Origin of the sequence: Neptuniibacter marinus (assembly GCF_965223595.1) — a bacterium.
Lineage (GTDB): Bacteria > Pseudomonadota > Gammaproteobacteria > Pseudomonadales > Balneatricaceae > Neptuniibacter > Neptuniibacter marinus.
In genome coordinates, this window is the sequence record NZ_OZ245004.1 from 1,617,921 (window position 1) to 1,633,753 (window position 15,833).

11 protein-coding genes are annotated in these 15,833 nt (G+C 43.6%); 8 read left to right on the forward strand and 3 right to left on the reverse strand.

Annotation, left to right across the window (positions count from 1 at the left end; genetic code table 11):
- Nucleotides 1-873: 873 nt before the first annotated feature.
- The 5 genes from ACOQOE_RS07495 to ACOQOE_RS07515 all read left to right on the forward strand — a co-directional run bounded on the left by ACOQOE_RS07495 (nucleotide 874) and on the right by ACOQOE_RS07515 (nucleotide 9,326).
- Nucleotides 874-2,472, forward strand: a complete 1,599-nt coding sequence (locus ACOQOE_RS07495) for a type I restriction-modification system subunit M (RefSeq protein WP_420555357.1) — start codon at nucleotides 874-876, stop codon at nucleotides 2,470-2,472.
- Complete coding sequence (locus ACOQOE_RS07500) at nucleotides 2,462-3,853, forward strand: restriction endonuclease subunit S (protein WP_420555358.1); 1,392 nt, start codon at nucleotides 2,462-2,464, stop codon at nucleotides 3,851-3,853. Before ACOQOE_RS07495 ends, ACOQOE_RS07500 begins: the two co-directional genes overlap by 11 nt.
- A complete protein-coding gene (locus tag ACOQOE_RS07505) occupies nucleotides 3,846-4,877 on the forward strand; it encodes a virulence RhuM family protein (protein WP_420555359.1) in 1,032 nt (343 codons plus the stop codon). The genes ACOQOE_RS07500 and ACOQOE_RS07505 overlap by 8 nt, the downstream gene beginning before the upstream one ends.
- Nucleotides 4,878-4,952: 75 nt before the next feature.
- Complete coding sequence (locus ACOQOE_RS07510) at nucleotides 4,953-8,237, forward strand: type I restriction endonuclease subunit R (protein WP_420555360.1); 3,285 nt, start codon at nucleotides 4,953-4,955, stop codon at nucleotides 8,235-8,237.
- 573 nt (nucleotides 8,238-8,810) lie between these two features.
- On the forward strand, nucleotides 8,811-9,326 hold the full coding sequence (locus ACOQOE_RS07515; protein WP_420555361.1) for a flavodoxin: 516 nt from the start codon (nucleotides 8,811-8,813) through the stop codon (nucleotides 9,324-9,326).
- Between the two features lie 202 nt (nucleotides 9,327-9,528).
- Here ACOQOE_RS07515 and ACOQOE_RS07520 read toward each other — a convergent pair whose 3' ends face one another.
- The 3 genes from ACOQOE_RS07520 to ACOQOE_RS07530 are packed head-to-tail and all read right to left on the reverse strand — an operon-like array spanning nucleotide 9,529 to nucleotide 12,111.
- Entirely contained in the window at nucleotides 9,529-10,338 is an 810-nt protein-coding gene (locus tag ACOQOE_RS07520) for an SDR family NAD(P)-dependent oxidoreductase (RefSeq protein WP_420555362.1), read from the reverse strand.
- 15 nt (nucleotides 10,339-10,353) lie between these two features.
- On the reverse strand, nucleotides 10,354-11,313 hold the full coding sequence (locus ACOQOE_RS07525; RefSeq protein ID WP_420555363.1) for an LLM class oxidoreductase: 960 nt from the start codon (nucleotides 11,311-11,313) through the stop codon (nucleotides 10,354-10,356).
- 18 nt (nucleotides 11,314-11,331) lie between these two features.
- Nucleotides 11,332-12,111, reverse strand: a complete 780-nt coding sequence (locus ACOQOE_RS07530; RefSeq protein WP_420555364.1) for a CmcJ/NvfI family oxidoreductase — start codon at nucleotides 12,109-12,111, stop codon at nucleotides 11,332-11,334.
- A 189-nt stretch (nucleotides 12,112-12,300) separates the two neighbouring features.
- On the opposite strand from ACOQOE_RS07530, the gene ACOQOE_RS07535 reads away from it, so the two are divergent.
- From ACOQOE_RS07535 to ACOQOE_RS07545, 3 genes are all read left to right on the forward strand, one after another.
- On the forward strand, nucleotides 12,301-13,212 hold the full coding sequence (locus ACOQOE_RS07535; protein ID WP_339892042.1) for a LysR substrate-binding domain-containing protein: 912 nt from the start codon (nucleotides 12,301-12,303) through the stop codon (nucleotides 13,210-13,212).
- A 1,046-nt stretch (nucleotides 13,213-14,258) separates the two neighbouring features.
- The gene (locus tag ACOQOE_RS07540; RefSeq protein WP_067866831.1) at nucleotides 14,259-14,561 is read left to right on the forward strand and encodes a DUF1330 domain-containing protein; all 303 of its coding nucleotides are present in this window, start codon (nucleotides 14,259-14,261) and stop codon (nucleotides 14,559-14,561) included.
- Nucleotides 14,562-14,729: 168 nt separating this feature from the next.
- Nucleotides 14,730-15,743 (forward strand): zinc-dependent alcohol dehydrogenase family protein, encoded by a 1,014-nt coding sequence (locus ACOQOE_RS07545; RefSeq protein ID WP_420555365.1) that lies wholly within the window; start codon nucleotides 14,730-14,732, stop codon nucleotides 15,741-15,743.
- Nucleotides 15,744-15,833 lie beyond the last annotated feature (90 nt).

Genomic DNA, 15,833 nt, shown 5'->3' on the forward strand with positions numbered 1-15,833 from the left:
AAGTCCCTCTAAAGGGGCTTTCTTGCGAGCTTTCAGAGCAGCACCACATTTAACTATAGATTGAAATGCTGTCTTATATTGGTGAAAGAAGATAAGCATATTTCTCTTTTAAGGGGTGCCCGTCCCTCCTGTCCGCCTGCACCTACGGGATGCCATCTACCCATTTCACTCAATTGATATGGCAGGCGTAAATACCGGAACCGACGCAAGCGCCTACGTGAAGGTGTACTGATGTACAGAAGAGAGAGATAAGGCATGCGGTGTAATAGCCCCGCCACATACACCGCGTACAGAGTCATTGGATAGCCCACGGGGGCCTTCCTCTGCATCGCTCCATGCTTTAAATTGATTATAGAATAAAAAAACCAATGGCAGGAACTCAAGAAATGATAAGTATCGACTATGACAGTCAGCCGGTTGCTGATCTGTTAGATCAATTGTTGGCTAATAAAACCAACACCAAACTCGCATCGGGGAAAGTTAAGCGCTTATTGCTCTATGTGTAGGCGAATGATTGATAATAATGAGTTGAAATATAAGGATGACTAGGGTCGCTCTGGCTGGAACGTTAACCATATTTCTGCCCTGAACAGCACCGTTTACTGGCGGTTGAGACCGTTTACCTTTTCATGAAATAACAGTTTTAAAAGAATTTTATTGTTAAGATATAAGGCCGTTACGGCAGAGATCTAGTCAATTTTATATGGCGTATGTTTGTTTGCTTTAGCACAGGGCGACATAAGGGTTAATTTCTGCCAGAATCTAGCCCTATTAGGTTCACTATTAGATACAGCTTTTTTTTAAGGCTCGCCCTTACCCAATAGAATCATCCCAGGAAGGGCGTGTTACTTATACAATGGAATCGTTTCTGCAATGGCTAAAGCACCCGCAAAATCTAAATCATCAAAAAAACAAAACACCTCCTTTGAAGAATCCCTTTGGGACAGCGCCAATAAACTACGTGGCAGCGTAGAGTCGTCTGAATACAAACACATCGTGTTGAGTTTGATCTTTCTTAAATTCATTAGTGACAAGTTTGAAGCCCATCGCCAAGCGCTCATTGATGATGGTAAAGAACAGTTTGTTGATATGGTGCCGTTTTATGCCCAGAGCAATGTGTTTTACCTCAGTGAAGAGGCACGTTGGGCGACGTTGATCAAACACAGCAAGCAGGATGATATCGCCCTTAAAATCGATACCGCGCTCCACGCCATCGAGAAAACCAACAAATCTCTGGCGGGTGCCTTGCCGGATAACTACTTCTCTCGTTTAGGCTTAGAAAGCAGCAAGCTGGCGGCGTTGCTCGATACCATTAACAATATTGATACGCTGGTCAACGAATGCCAGATGAGCGAAGAAGATCTGGTCGGTCGGGTCTATGAATACTTCCTCGGTAAGTTTGCCGCCAGTGAAGGTAAAGGCGGGGGCGAGTTCTATACGCCTAAATCGGTAGTGGCACTATTGGCCGAAATGCTGGAACCCTACAAAGGTAAAATCTACGACCCTTGCTGTGGTTCGGGCGGTATGTTTGTGCAATCGATCAAGTTTGTGAACAGTCACAACGGCAACCAAAAAGAGATCTCGATCTACGGTCAGGAATACACCAGCGCTACCTATAAGCTTGCCAAAATGAACCTCGCCATTCGGGGGATTAACGGCAACTTGGGAGATGTTTCAGGCAATACCTTCTTTAAAGATCAGCACCCTGATTTGAAAGCCGATTACATTATGGCTAACCCGCCGTTTAACCAAAAACAGTGGCGCGCCGACAATGAGCTGGTGGATGATCCACGCTGGGCCGGTTACACCGTACCGCCCACCGGTAATGCCAACTATGCGTGGATACTGCATATACTCAGTAAACTCAGCGAAAGCGGCACCGCCGGTTTTGTCTTGGCCAATGGCTCCATGAGTTCTAACACCAGTGGCGAAGGTACTATTCGCCAAGAGATTATCGACAACGACCATGTGGATTGCATGATCGCGCTACCGGGGCAGCTGTTCTACACCACGCAGATCCCTGTGTGTTTATGGTTCCTTACCAAAAACAAAGGTGAAGATAAAACCCGCGGCTATCGTAATCGCAAAGGGGAAACCCTGTTTATCGATGCCCGCCAGATGGGCACCATGGCCAGCCGTATTCATAAAGAGCTAACCCCCGATGACCTTGCCAAAATCGCCGGTACCTACCACGCATGGCGCGGTGAAACGCAGGATGGCAGCGGCACGCTAGCGCACTATGAAGATGTGGCCGGTTACTGCAAAGCGGCCAGCTTAGCGGATATTCAAAAGAACGATTATGTACTCACCCCCGGCCGTTATGTGGGCGCGGCGGATATCGAAGACGACGGCATCCCCTTTGAAGATAAAATGCGTGAACTTAGCCAAACCTTGTATCGCCAGATGAAAGAAGCCGAAGCGCTGGATAACACCATTTGTCAGAACTTGGAGGTGCTGGGTTATGGGGAGTGAGTGGAAAGAGGTCAAGTTAAGCGATGTCTGTGAAATTAGAAGAGGCTCTTCTCCTAGACCTATAGTTAATTACATAACAAAAACCACAGGTATGCCGTGGGTCAAAATTGCAGACGCGACAGAATGTAACTCTAGGCTTATTAATAAAACAAATCAATATATTAAAGAAGAGGGTGTTTGCCGTAGTGTAATCGTGCATAAAGGCGATTTAATATTATCTAACAGTGGGACTGCTGGATTACCAAAATTTATGGGGATAACAGCCTGTATCCATGATGGGTGGCAGGTCTTAAAAAAGCTAAATGGTATTACTAAAGAGTATCTCTACTACACGCTTATCTATTTAAGGCCTCACCTTCTTCATAATGCTAACGATAGCACTATGAAAAATTTAACTTTAGATATGGTTAGAGATGCGAAAATTAGACTTCCTTCTTTACATAGACAAGAAAAAATTGCTCAAATATTGTCATCTATAGATAAAAAAATCCAACTCAACCGCCAAACCAACCAAACCTTAGAGCAGATGGCGCAAGCCTTGTTTAAAAGCTGGTTTGTGGATTTCGACCCCGTGATCGACAACGCCTTAGCCGCGGGTAAGCCTATCCCCGAGGAGCTGCAAGCACGCGCCCAGCGCCGCCAGCAGCAACTCGCCAAACCGGATCACCAACCCTTGCCCGATGATGTTCGTCAGTTATTCCCCAGTGAGTTTGAAGAAACAGAGGAGTTGGGCTGGATACCGAAGGGGTGGGAAAGAGTATTAAGTGGAAATATAGTTGATGTTCGCGATGGCACACATGATTCACCTAAAAAATCTGAAGAGGGTTTTCCTTTAGTTACTTCCCGACATATAACGTCAGGGACGTTAAAACTGGAAGATACTTATTTAATTTCTAAAGAGGACTATGACGCTGTTAATAAGCGCAGTGAAGTTTCTACTGGTGATATATTGTTAACTATGATTGGTACTGTAGGTATTCCATATCTAGTATTGGAGCAGCCAGCATTATTTGCGATTAAGAATGTAGGGCTATTTCGCACATCAGTCGCTCCTAGCTTTAAAAATTATTTATATCAGTTGCTTTTATCTCCTAATATGAAAAATTATCTTGAAGCTCGTATGGCTGGTACAACTCAAAAATATCTTTCTTTAAAAGCTCTAAGAAATTTAGAAATGGTATTGCCTAAGCCTCAGATATTAGATGAATATAATAATATTTCTAATGTATTAAATTTAAAAATAAAATCCAATCTTGAGTCTATAGCTACTCTTGAAAAGCTCCGCGACACTCTTCTCCCTAAACTGATCTCCGGCGAACTGCGTCTGCCAGAGTCTCTGCTCGATAGCGAAACCAACCCGTCTGAGACTGCTTATGAGTGATAAACCCCTCAGCCTGCAAGATCAAAGCACTGAGTTTCTACTTTACACCGCCCCGAGTGGTGATGTGAAGGTAGAGGTGCTGTTGAATAACGAAACCCTTTGGCTGACACAAAAACGAATGTCAGAGCTGTTTGCCGTGGGTGTGCCTGCTATTTCAAAGCACTTAAAAAATATTTTTGAAAGCGGTGAGTTAGATGAAAAAGTGGTTGTTTCCTTTTTGGAAAATACCACTGCCCATGGCGCTATAGCGGGCAAAACACAAAAAACCACCACAAAATACTATAACCTCGATGCGGTGATCTCGGTCGGCTATCGGGTCAATTCGGTACAAGCCACTCAGTTTAGAATCTGGGCGACGGCGCTAATTAAAGAATACATCATCAAAGGCTTTGCCATGGATGATGAGCGCCTTAAAAATGGTCGCTACTTCGGTAAAGACTATTTTCGTGAGTTGTTGGAACGGGTCCGCTCTATTCGCGCGAGCGAACGACGTATCTACCAGCAAATTACGGATATTTTTGCTGAGTGCAGTATTGATTATGACCCTAAATCAGATACCACCCGTCAGTTCTATGCCCATGTGCAAGATCAGTTTCATTTCGCGATTACGGGTAATACATCTAGCGAGCTTATCTATAATAAAGCCGATAGCACTCAGCCATTGATGGGGATGAATACGTTTAAGCATGCGCCTGAAGGCCGTATTTTAAAGTCTGATACTACGGTGGGTAAAAACTATTTAAGTGAAAAAGAGATCAAACAGTTAGAGGCCGCAGTGGCCGGCTTTTTTGATTATATTGAACGTATTATTGAACGACGTAATAGCTTTACGATGCAAAATTTTGCCCTCAGTGTGGAGAAATTTTTAAGCTTTAACGAATACGAAGTGCTGGAAGGCTATGGTACGGTTACACGGGATCAAGCGAAAGAAAAGGCCCATGCTGAATACGAGAAGTTTAATAAGCGACAGCCTATCGAATCTGACTTTGATCGTATGCTGAAAAACTTGCCCAACAGTGATTAAACCTTGTATTACCCAATTACATTGAAGCAACAGCTAAGCGTACAACGCTGACAAAACACAACAGGATGTCGTGCCGTGAAATTTACCGAAGCCCAATTAGAAAATGCTATTATCCAACTACTGGAGGAGCAGGGTTATCCCCATGTGTTGGGCAGTGAGCTTTCGCGGGGGAACACTGAGGTATTGATTAAATCGGATCTGCGCGCTTTTTTAAGTCAGCAATATGCCAGTGAGGGTATTACTGAGCATGAGATCGACGGCATTATCCGTCAGTTAGAGCTGCTCTCGGCGAGTGATCTGTATGAGAGTAACAAAACCTTCTGTAAGTGGTTGAGTGATGGCTTTTTACTCAAGCGCGAAGACCCTAATGATAAAGACCTCTATATACAGCTGATCGATTACAGCGACCTGGCGGCGATGCGGGTGCCAACGGTAGATGAGGTGGATCAGCTATCCATTGTTGCCGAAGAGGGCGCAAGCTATCAGGCCCAGCCGCACACCAATAACCTTTTTAAAATCGTTAACCAGTTAGAGATTGAAGGCGTGGCTTCTGCCAGTGGCGGTGAGCTGCGTATTCCTGATGGCATTTTGTATATCAATGGTTTGCCGCTGGTGTTGTTTGAGTTTAAAAGTGCTATTCGTGAAGAAGCCACTATTCACGATGCTTACGTGCAGATTTGCACCCGTTACCGCCGTGATATTCCCCAGTTGTTTGTTTATAACGCCCTCTGTGTGATCAGTGATGGGGTGAATAACAAAATGGGCACCCTGTTTGCGCCTTATGAGTTTTATTATGGCTGGCGCAAAGTCAACGGCAATGAGACGGCGGAAAAGGACGGCATCAGTTCGCTCACCAGTATGCTGCAAGGGCTGTTTGATCAGCAGCGTTTACGTGAGGTTATTCGGCACTTTATCTATTTCCCTGATAAGAGCCATCAAGAGATCAAAATCGTCTGTCGTTATCCGCAGTATTATGCGGCCACTAAACTCTACCAAAGCATTAAAGCGCATCAGAAACGACCTAATAGTGAAGGTGAGATTGTTGGCGATGGTAAAGGCGGCACCTATTTTGGTGCCACCGGTTGCGGCAAAAGCTTTACCATGCAATTTTTAGCGCGCCTGTTGATGAAGAGCGTGGACTTTGCCAGCCCTACTATTGTCTTGATTACCGACCGTACCGATTTAGACGATCAACTCTCTAAGCAGTTTACCAATGCCAAAACCTATATTGGCGATCAGATTGTTGAAACAGTGACCTCCCGTGCTGACTTGCGTGCCAAACTGCAGGGCCGCCAGAGTGGTGGTGTGTTTTTAACTACGATTCATAAGTTTACCGAAGATGTGGCGCTATTAACGGATCGCTGTAATGTGATCTGTATTTCTGATGAGGCTCACCGTAGCCAGATTAATTTAGAGCAAAAAATCTCGGTGGTGACTGAAGGTAAAGACCGAGGGGTTAAGAAAACCTACGGCTTTGCTAAATATCTACATGACTCTCTGCCGAACGCCACCTATGTGGGTTTTACCGGTACGCCTATTGATGCCACCTTGGATGTGTTTGGTACGGTGGTAGATAGCTACACTATGAACGAGTCCGTCAAGGATGAGATTACCGTGCGCATTGTCTATGAAGGGCGTGCGGCAAAAGTGGTTCTGGATAACAGCAAGCTACAAGAGATTGAAGCCTACTATCAGCAATGTGCCGACGATGGCGCGACTGATTACCAGATAGACGACAGCAAAAAAGCGATGGCCTGCATGGGGGCCATTTTGGGCGATCCCGATCGTATTCGCGCGTTAGCTAAAGACTTTGTCGCCCATTATGAAGATCGTGTTGCTGAAGGCTCTACCGTGGCGGGCAAGGCGATGTTTGTTAGCAGTTCTCGCCAAATTGCCTATCAGCTGTATCAGGAGTTAGAGCGCTTACGCCCTGAGTGGTTTGAGGTGCTGGAATGCGCTAAAGGTGAATCACTTAGTGACAAAGAGCGTAAGGAGATAAAAGCCTCTGCGCGGGTGCGCATGGTGATGACGCGCAATAAAGATGATGAGAAAGCGCTGTGGGATCTGCTTGGTAGTAAAGATGATCGCAAAGAGCTGGATCGCCAATTTAAGCAGGCTAAGTCTAACTTTAAAATCGCCATTGTGGTGGATATGTGGCTGACCGGCTTTGATGTACCGTTTCTCGATACTATGTATATAGATAAACCTGTTTCACAACATAACTTGATACAAACGATCTCACGGGTAAACCGCAAGTTTGCAGGCAAGAGCAAAGGGCTGGTGGTGGATTACATCGGCATTAAAACCCAGATGAATAAAGCACTGAAACAGTTTGGTGGCAGTGGCAGTGATAACTTTGAAGATATTGCCGCCTCGATTGTTGAAGTGCGTAATCACTTAGATCTACTCAATAAGGCTTTTTATCATTTTGATAGTGCAGACTATTTCACCGGTGATCCTGTTGGCCAGTTAAATTGTCTTAATCGGGCTGCCGAATATGCGATGCAAACAGACAAAACCGAAAAGCGCTTTATGGATATCACCAAGCGCTTAAAAGCGGCTTATGATATCTGCTGTGGTAACGAGCAGATCAGCAAAGATGAGCGTGATCATATCCACTTCTACATGGCGATCCGCTCTATTATCTACAAGCTAACCCGAGGCACGGCACCCGATACGGCGCAGATGAACGCCAAAGTGCGGGAGATGATCGCCGAAGCGATTAAAAGCGATGGTGTCGAAGAGATCTTCAAATTGGGTGATGAAGCTGAAGAGGGCGCGATTGATATTTTCGATGAAGATTATCTAGCTAAAATCGACAAAATAAAACTGCCAAATACCAAGATTAAACTGCTGCAAAAGCTGTTGGAAAAAGCCATTGGCGAAGTCTCGAAAACCAATAAAGTGCAAGCGGTCGATTTCTCTAAAAAGTTCAAAGCGCTGGTGGATAAATACAACGAACGTAAAGAAGACGATGTGCTTGTTAGCAGCGTGCTGGAAGACTTCTCTAATGAAATTATCGACCTGTACCATGACCTAAAAAACGAAATGACATCCTTTGCCGATATGGGCATCGACTTTGAAGAGAAAGCGTTTTACGACATCTTAAAATCTCTGTCGATTAAGTATGACTTCACCTACCCTGAAGATAAGATGATTGAATTGGCTAAGCATGCCAAGAAGGAGGTCGATAGCGTCGCCAGCTTCCCCGCATGGAACCAACGGGAAGATATCAAAGCCGAGCTACAAGTGAAGCTGATCTTACTACTGGCCAAATATGGTTATCCACCGGTGGCCAACGATGATGTTTATAAAAAGATCTTGGAGCAGGCGGAGAATTTTAAGAGAAATCGGGGGTGAGGGTAGAATGGAAAAATATGTGAAGGCTTTCCACATCGCACGTTAATCACACTTAACCTGCGATGGTCTATTTTAGTCGTTATCTCTGATCATAAATAGGCGAGGGAAAGAGGTGTATCTTTTTTTCGTACAGAGTACTAAGAAAGTGTGCCGTACAACTTGGCTCCCATATCAACACATCCTGAGGGCTTATTTTTACGGCTAGAGATACGAAGGCAGTAGAATTCAGCCCTTTGACTTAAATCCTTAATCATCTTTAGCGCGCCTTCGTTTATTTCAGTATAAAAAATCAATATACGAGATTGATGGTCTTTTGGTATTCCACTGAGTGTTTTTTGTATTGTCCCCCCAGTATGGATAACCGGGTCATAGATGACAATATTCTCTATATCTGGTTCCGGTGCTTAATGATCACTCCCATATCGTATTCGTTAATTACGAGTGATAAATTAGCTATATCTACAACTAAATAATAACGATAATGATTATCAATTAAATTTATGGTATTTTAAAAGTCGAACGCAAGCTATTTAGCGAGCAAAAGCCTCAAACTAGATTTAGAGACCTACTTTCGTGAAAACTGCACTCTTCTATGGAACAACCACAGGTAACACAGGCGATATAGCCGATAAAGTAAAAGCGGAATGGGATATTTCCGATATTGATCTATTCGATGTGGCGGACACAACACTCGATTCGGCCAGCCATTATGATCTTTTGATCTTTGCTATTCCCACTTGGGATTACGGTGAAGTTCAAGAAGACTGGCTAGATGTTTGGGAAGAAGTGGACCAGCTTAATTTTGAAGGTAAGCAAGCAGCCTTTATTGGTTTAGGTGATCAATACGGTTACCCTGAGTGGTTTGTTGATGCTATGGGTATGCTACACGATAAAATTGTCAATAAGGGGGCTGAAATCGTAGGCCACTGGCCTATCGATGGCTACGAATTTGAAGAATCAAAAGCCCTCACACAAGATAAAAAGCACTTTATCGGCCTCGCGCTAGATGAAGACTGGCAACGCGAGCAAACAACAGAGCGTCTTACTGGCTGGTTAGATCAGGTCAAACTAGAGTTGGGCCTATTTTAAGGCTCTATATCTACTTAGTCTCATTCAAAGATCTACCCGCTCCGTCGAGCGAAAACGGGGGCATGTTGGGAGTATAAATCAATAGCCCTCGTTCTAGCCTTATCATGTGTTTGGTGAACCTGACGTTGCACAGCCCCTTTTGAGTAGTAAGAAACTTTATATTCACACCTTAGCTATATGGCGAATAGTGGATAGGGATACACTAGACCAACTTTTTCAGAAGGGTTTCGATCGTTTGAACTAATGCTTTGTTTTTTTCTGAATTAAGCGCATCGTTATGTGGGGCAGAAAATGTGTTGCTGTCGTTATCGAAATACGTACCCGAAGCATTTTCAAAATCCTTATCTAATGCGGCTTTGACCAATACTTTTGCGCCAATTGAGAGGCTTTTTCCCTCTATGCCGTAAGCATTTCTAACCATTTTGCTCGCCAGTAGTGATCCGGGGTTAATTGCAATAATCGAAGGCCAATTGGAAGGGTGCTCTTGGGCTAGGTAGAAAGACCACATGGTTATGGCGAGTTTACTTTGGGCATAGGCCTGATTTGCATTATCGATTTTGATGCTTCCTCTAAGTGCATCGAGAACCACGGGGGCTTGTGCCGCAGATGAAAGGTTAAGCACGCGGCCCGTTTCAGGCATGAGAGGGGCTATCTGCTTAGTTAATAAATAAGGAGCCAGAGTGTTGACGGCAAAACGCACATCAAGCCCTTGATCTGTTTGTGGTGAAGGAGTGGTATAGATACCTGCATTATTAATTAGCACATCGATTGTAGAATGGTTGTCTGTGATCGTCTTAGCGAGCTGCATTACGTTAGGCATATTAGAAAGGTCGGCTTGATAGGCTTTAAGCTTTTCTGATGTTGTTAAGGGTATAAGGTGTTCATAAGCCTTATTTAGCTTGGTTTTGTTGCGGCCATGTATCAGTATATTATGGCCTTTTCGAGCTAATAATTTTGCTGTTTCCAGACCGATACCATCGGTAGAACCGGTGATTAATATTGTTTTTTTCATGTCAATTTCCTAGGTTTATACGTCTGGTAGTAATTCGTTAGCGAGTTTCTTAATGGTTGTTTCAGGGTTTGAGCGGTTAAAGCGAAGATTGAGTGCTATATGGTTAACGCCAATATCGCGTCTGATTTTTAGGTAGTTGCGTAAGTGTTTAATTCCAAGTCTCAGCCCTAAATGTATGGGGGTGGGAGAGGCGTTGTCGTCAGGCAGCAAATCTATGTAGAGCGGTTCCATAACGGGTTTCTCCATTAGGCTTGCAGCTCGACTTAGTGATCTATATTTCTCAATGAGTTGTCTTTGTATATTTTCAGCTTTAGGGTAGGTTATCCAGCCGTTGGTGTTTTTTGCAATCCAGTCTTCAGACTGCTGGCTAATACCTGTAACCAACATGGGTATTTGATCGGAAACAGGTTTAGGAAACATCTCTAACTTTCCATGTAGATGACCAAAACTATTATTGATCGTTGGGGAGGTAGTTGCCATTGCCCGTATATATTCGTAACTTTCCCTAAAACGCTCCCCTCTATTTTCAAAAATTATATTGTGTGCAGGATATTCTTCAGGTCGGTCTCCAGATGCAATTCCTAGGATTAATCGTCCTTGTGATAATTGGTCTGCTGTGGCTGCTGATTTTGCAATATGGGAGGGGTGACGAAGGGGCAAAATAACGCTTGAAACCCCTAATGCTATCTGACGGGTTTGTAGGGCAAGTGCGCCAAGATAAACGAAAGGGTCATAAAGTTGACCTGCATCGCCAAAAGAGGGGACATTAAAGGGAATATCTCGTAACCAAACAGCTGAAAATCCTAGTTTTTCTGCAAGCTGCACGCGTTCTATATGGCGTTGCATGGATGGTATCGAGGCATTGTCGTAATTTTCAATTGGAACCACTAACCCAAGGGATAGTTTTCCAGGTTTAAAGACACGGTTATAACCCGAATTTATAGGCTTAAATTCAATGCGCTGTTCGGAGTTCATTTCAGCGGAGTTCCCTGATTAGAAAAGAATTAATGTACGGGTTTCAAGGCTTATTCTCGGTTGAGTTGTCCCTGCCTCGTTACCTAAATCCATGGCTCCGTGAGCTAAATAGGGTTTTCCCTGGTTATCATAAACATTGAAGATGACGATATCCTGTGGCGTCATCTGAGACATATAAAACCAATGATGTTGATGATTGGCGGTGACGCCGAGTATGTGGCCTTGTCTATCTGGGTAAACCAATGCAATTTCCAGCCAGTCATCAGGGCTGACTGAGTCAGGATGAATAAAACCTAAGGGTGCAGTTTTTATTGGGCCTTCAATAGGTCGCCATAGGTTCACAAAAGCATAATGGCCTTTAGATATTTCAACCGCACGTTTAGTACCTACAAGATCCACTAAACGTTGCTTGGCCCCTTCGGGGCTATAATCGTTGTGTACATTCCGAGCGGGCCGTCGGATTGCATTTTTGCTATCTCTTCGCACTGTATGGTCAAAAATGATGACTTCTGTTGCGCCAATTTTCTCTGACAATAGCGTTGTTAATTCATTGTTATAGGTTTCTTGCCAACCGGTTGTTTTAGAAAAGCTTACTATTTGGCTGGTATGGCTTTCAAAAGTAATACCGTTATCTTCGAAGTTGACCGTTAGATCGCCACGTCTTATATCTTGTACTTGGACTTGAGATGAGAGTAGCTCAGGCGATACAAGCTTACCTACGTCACCATTCGTATCAAAATAAAATGCTTGTGAATAGGGAGATTTGACATGGTAGTTAACTGTCGCAGTGCTAAACATAAGTTGTGCCCCAGAATTACTGAGAGTTTTCACTCGATGAGTTGAACTATATTGCAACTCATAAGTGTATTAAATGGGGGGTTATTTAGTTGAGAATTCGGATTATGAATATAATCTTTTAAGTTTTACTTGCATGGGGAGGGTAAAGGCAGTCATATAGATAGCCCTTTTCGTATGACGGATATAAGAATGGATACCGAAGGAATAAGGCTTTTTGTTATGGCAGCGGATATGTTAAATATCAGTGCTGCTGGACGAGTGCTTGGCCTGGCTCCGGCTGTCGCTAGCGCCCGATTAGCAAAGTTAGAAAACCAGATGGGGGCGGATTTGTTACACCGTTCGACTCGGAAGGTATCGTTATCGATTGAGGGCGCAGAATTTCTGCCTTTTGCGAGGGAGATCCTTGCTCAAGAGGACGCGGCTCGCGCAGCATTGGGTCATGGTAGTTCTGAAATAAAAGGAACGCTGCGTTTTGCCGCATCCAGTACATTTGCCCAACTTTATATTGCCCCGATCTTGCCTGAATTTCTTGCGAGATACCCTGAGGTTAATTTGGAGTTAAAACTGTCTGATACTCAGATAAACCTTATAGAGGGCGGGTTTGATCTTGCCCTACGAAACTATGCCATTGAGGATAGTAACTTACGGGCACGGAAATTGGCTGATGATAAGAGAATTCTCTGTGCTTCCCCTGAATACCTGTCTCGCAATGGCGTGCCTGAAACGTTAGAAGATTTGATATCGCATCAGATGTTGGTTTTTATGGATGGCCCTGCTAGATCTCTGGTGTCTGAAGGAGATAAACCCAAAGGGTTTTTTCCACCAAAAGGTGCGGGGGCGCGTGTGATCTGCGATGACGGAGCCAGTATGCGAATAGCGACCCAATCGGGTGTTGGAATTTCAATGAACTCATTGTGGAGCGTGTATCGCGATATTCAGGAGGGGACGTTAGTGCGTGTATTGCCGGAGTATGAGGTAGAAGATCTGTCCGCTATCTGGCTGGTATATCCCAAGTCGAATATGTTGACGTCTAAAGTGAGGGTCTTTATTGATTTCCTTTTGGAAAAGCTGGGGGGGTTGGATGTTTGGGGGAATAAGTAGGGGGCGCTAAAATTTAATTATATATAAAACCTAAAAACTAAAAACTAAAAACTAAAAACTAATCTCAGTTTTTTGTTGTTTATGTATTTTCTGCGAAGTATATCGTTAGGGCATAACTTAACACCTTCATTGGAAAACCAAATGAAAGCAATGATTCTAAAGAGTACGGAGATAACCCTGTATTCATTTCAACAGAGATGCCTAAACCTTCAGTTAATGCCGATCAGGTTCTGATTCGTATTGCTCTACCTGTGTCAATACGGTTGATATCTTGATAAACAGCTAGGCGAGGATCTGCCTTTGTCTCCGGACCTACCTGCGGTATTGGGGATTGTTGATGCCGGTGCTCTATAGCCTTAGTTGATGAGCAACGTTTTAGTTTTGCCGATGTGGGCAGCATCTATGCTTACTTAACGAGTGGTTAAGCGATTGGTAAAGTTGTTGTAGAAATCTAAAGCTTGCCAGAGAGACTGATTTACAAGTCAGCCTTTCTGACATGAAATGAAGGGCTTGAACGCTAGACGCTGCCTGATGTGCTTGTTCATTTTTTACAGGGAAGGCGGCCTCGACAAAATTGAGCTTTTCAGGCGCTTGGTATGGATACCTGTTTATTAAGTAGAGTACGTTAATACATGCTTTTATTGGTCTGTACTGAGTTAATTACCACCGAGTATAGAACCCAATCCAAGTGGACATGGTGTGTTTGAGAGGACCGCATCATATAGTCATATGCCTAAAACGTTGTTGCTTCTTTTTCCTCTTTCTTCTCATTATCAGGAATATGCATCAGGTTTATCGCCTATTTGCATATTTTTGGTGCGCTTTTCACTTAAATTATATTCATATTACGAATTATGAAATCCGATATAGGGTAATTTATTTAGATTAAGCACGTAACTATACTGTTTTTCAGTCTAATTTAGGTCTGTGTTTAAACGAGGGTTTTTGGCATGAAACTTAAAAAAACGATCAGCGGAGCTTGTCGTCGATACAACTAAAATTTGATCTTCTAGCCCTAAAACTAAAACCATACTGGAGAAGAAGAAATGGCTTATTACTCTGTGATAGAGGTAACACCAACAAGTGAAGATTGGATTCCTACGTATCTTGAAAAGTCAGGACCGATTTTAGCAAAGTATGGTGGAAAGTATCTTACTAGAACGGTTAGTCATGAACAGGTTGAAGGTCATGAAGATTTTGCAGCTCTTCGAATTATTTTAGAGTGGCCGTCTAAAGAGGCTGCACAGTCTTTTATGGAAGATCCTGATTATGCACCTTTACTTCAAGCCCGAACAGAGGGGTCTATAAGTAAGCACTTTTTAATAGAAGCGAAGGATGATATGGCCTAGACTACTTTATGGCCTTGGTCCGCTTATAACGGTACAAGTGCGAGCCAGCCCTTTTTGAGTATTGGCTTGCTTTATTAAAATTATGACGTCAATCCAGGTTTGCTAATATCTACAGCGTTTTATCTTTTTTAGGTATTGGTCAACTCTTTTTAAATGAAGGTTTTTAAAATGAAAGCAATAAAAATAAAGCAGCAAGACGGTACCGATGGTATTTATTTAGATGCTGTAGAAGATGCACCTCAGCCAGAATATGGAGAAATCCGAGTTAAAATTTATGCGGGCTCTCTTAATTTTCATGACTATCTAGTTGCTGCGGGTCAGCTTCCTACCGCTGATGGTCGGGTTTTACTTTCCGATGGGGCTGGCGTAGTGGAAGCCATTGGGCCAGGGGTCAGCGAGTTTAGCGTTGGTGATAATGTCGTATCTACTTTTTTTCCACAATGGCGTGAGGGCGCTGTGCCTTCTAGCGCAGGAGGCTTTAGCCAAACTCCAGGCGATGGTGTTGATGGCTTTGCCATTGAATATATCACTCGTTCAGAGTCTGCTTTTACCCATGCACCTAAGGGGTGGAGTCATGCTGAAGCAGCGACTATCACTACTGCAGGCTTAACGGCTTGGAGAGCTTTAGTTGCCGATTGTGGGATTAAGGCTGGGGATAAAGTACTGACTTTGGGTACAGGTGGTGTTTCATTAGCGGCTATACAGATAGCTAAAATGCATGGCGCTGAAGTATTTATTACATCATCATCAGATGAAAAGTTGATGAAAGCTAAGGAGCTGGGTGCTGACCATGTCATTAACTATGCAAAGAACCCTAATTGGTCGGAAAAAGTTTTGGAGCTGACTCAAGGTAATGGTGTAGATCATGTGATTGAATTAGGTGGGCCTGGCACACTTGAGCAATCAACGGCCGCTGTTAAGGTCGGCGGTAATATTTCCTTAATAGGTGTGTTGACAGGTTTTGAGGGGGTATTCCCAACAGCTCAATTGATGTTCAAACAAGTGAAGCTTCAGGGATTACTTGTGGGTAGCAGGCAGCAACAGGCTGATTATATAAAGGCACTGGAAGGTAGCTCTATACGTCCAGTCGTTGATCGTGTTTTTAAATATGAGAATCTTAAAGAAGCATTTGAATATCAGTTGTCTGGCGCTCACTTTGGAAAAATATGTGTTGAGTGGTAAGGAAAAGTACATTAGCTAAGTGCGAGAACTGCTACAGCTTTTTAAGTATGATCATTTGATACTAGCCTTCAATTAGGGTGTTTGACGATT

What these genes read in the sequence shown, in the direction of transcription:
- ACOQOE_RS07500 (WP_420555358.1), top strand. Translation starts at nt 2,462, where the DNA reads ATGGGGAGTGAGTGGAAAGAGGTCAAGTTAAGCGATGTCTGTGAAATT.
- ACOQOE_RS07545 (WP_420555365.1), top strand. Translation starts at nt 14,730, where the DNA reads ATGAAAGCAATAAAAATAAAGCAGCAAGACGGTACCGATGGTATTTAT.
- ACOQOE_RS07540 (WP_067866831.1), top strand. Translation starts at nt 14,259, where the DNA reads ATGGCTTATTACTCTGTGATAGAGGTAACACCAACAAGTGAAGATTGG.
- ACOQOE_RS07505 (WP_420555359.1), top strand. Translation starts at nt 3,846, where the DNA reads ATGAGTGATAAACCCCTCAGCCTGCAAGATCAAAGCACTGAGTTTCTA.
- ACOQOE_RS07520 (WP_420555362.1), bottom strand. Translation starts at nt 10,338, where the DNA reads ATGAAAAAAACAATATTAATCACCGGTTCTACCGATGGTATCGGTCTG.
- ACOQOE_RS07525 (WP_420555363.1), bottom strand. Translation starts at nt 11,313, where the DNA reads ATGAACTCCGAACAGCGCATTGAATTTAAGCCTATAAATTCGGGTTAT.
- ACOQOE_RS07535 (WP_339892042.1), top strand. Translation starts at nt 12,301, where the DNA reads ATGGATACCGAAGGAATAAGGCTTTTTGTTATGGCAGCGGATATGTTA.
- ACOQOE_RS07530 (WP_420555364.1), bottom strand. Translation starts at nt 12,111, where the DNA reads ATGTTTAGCACTGCGACAGTTAACTACCATGTCAAATCTCCCTATTCA.
- ACOQOE_RS07495 (WP_420555357.1), top strand. Translation starts at nt 874, where the DNA reads ATGGCTAAAGCACCCGCAAAATCTAAATCATCAAAAAAACAAAACACC.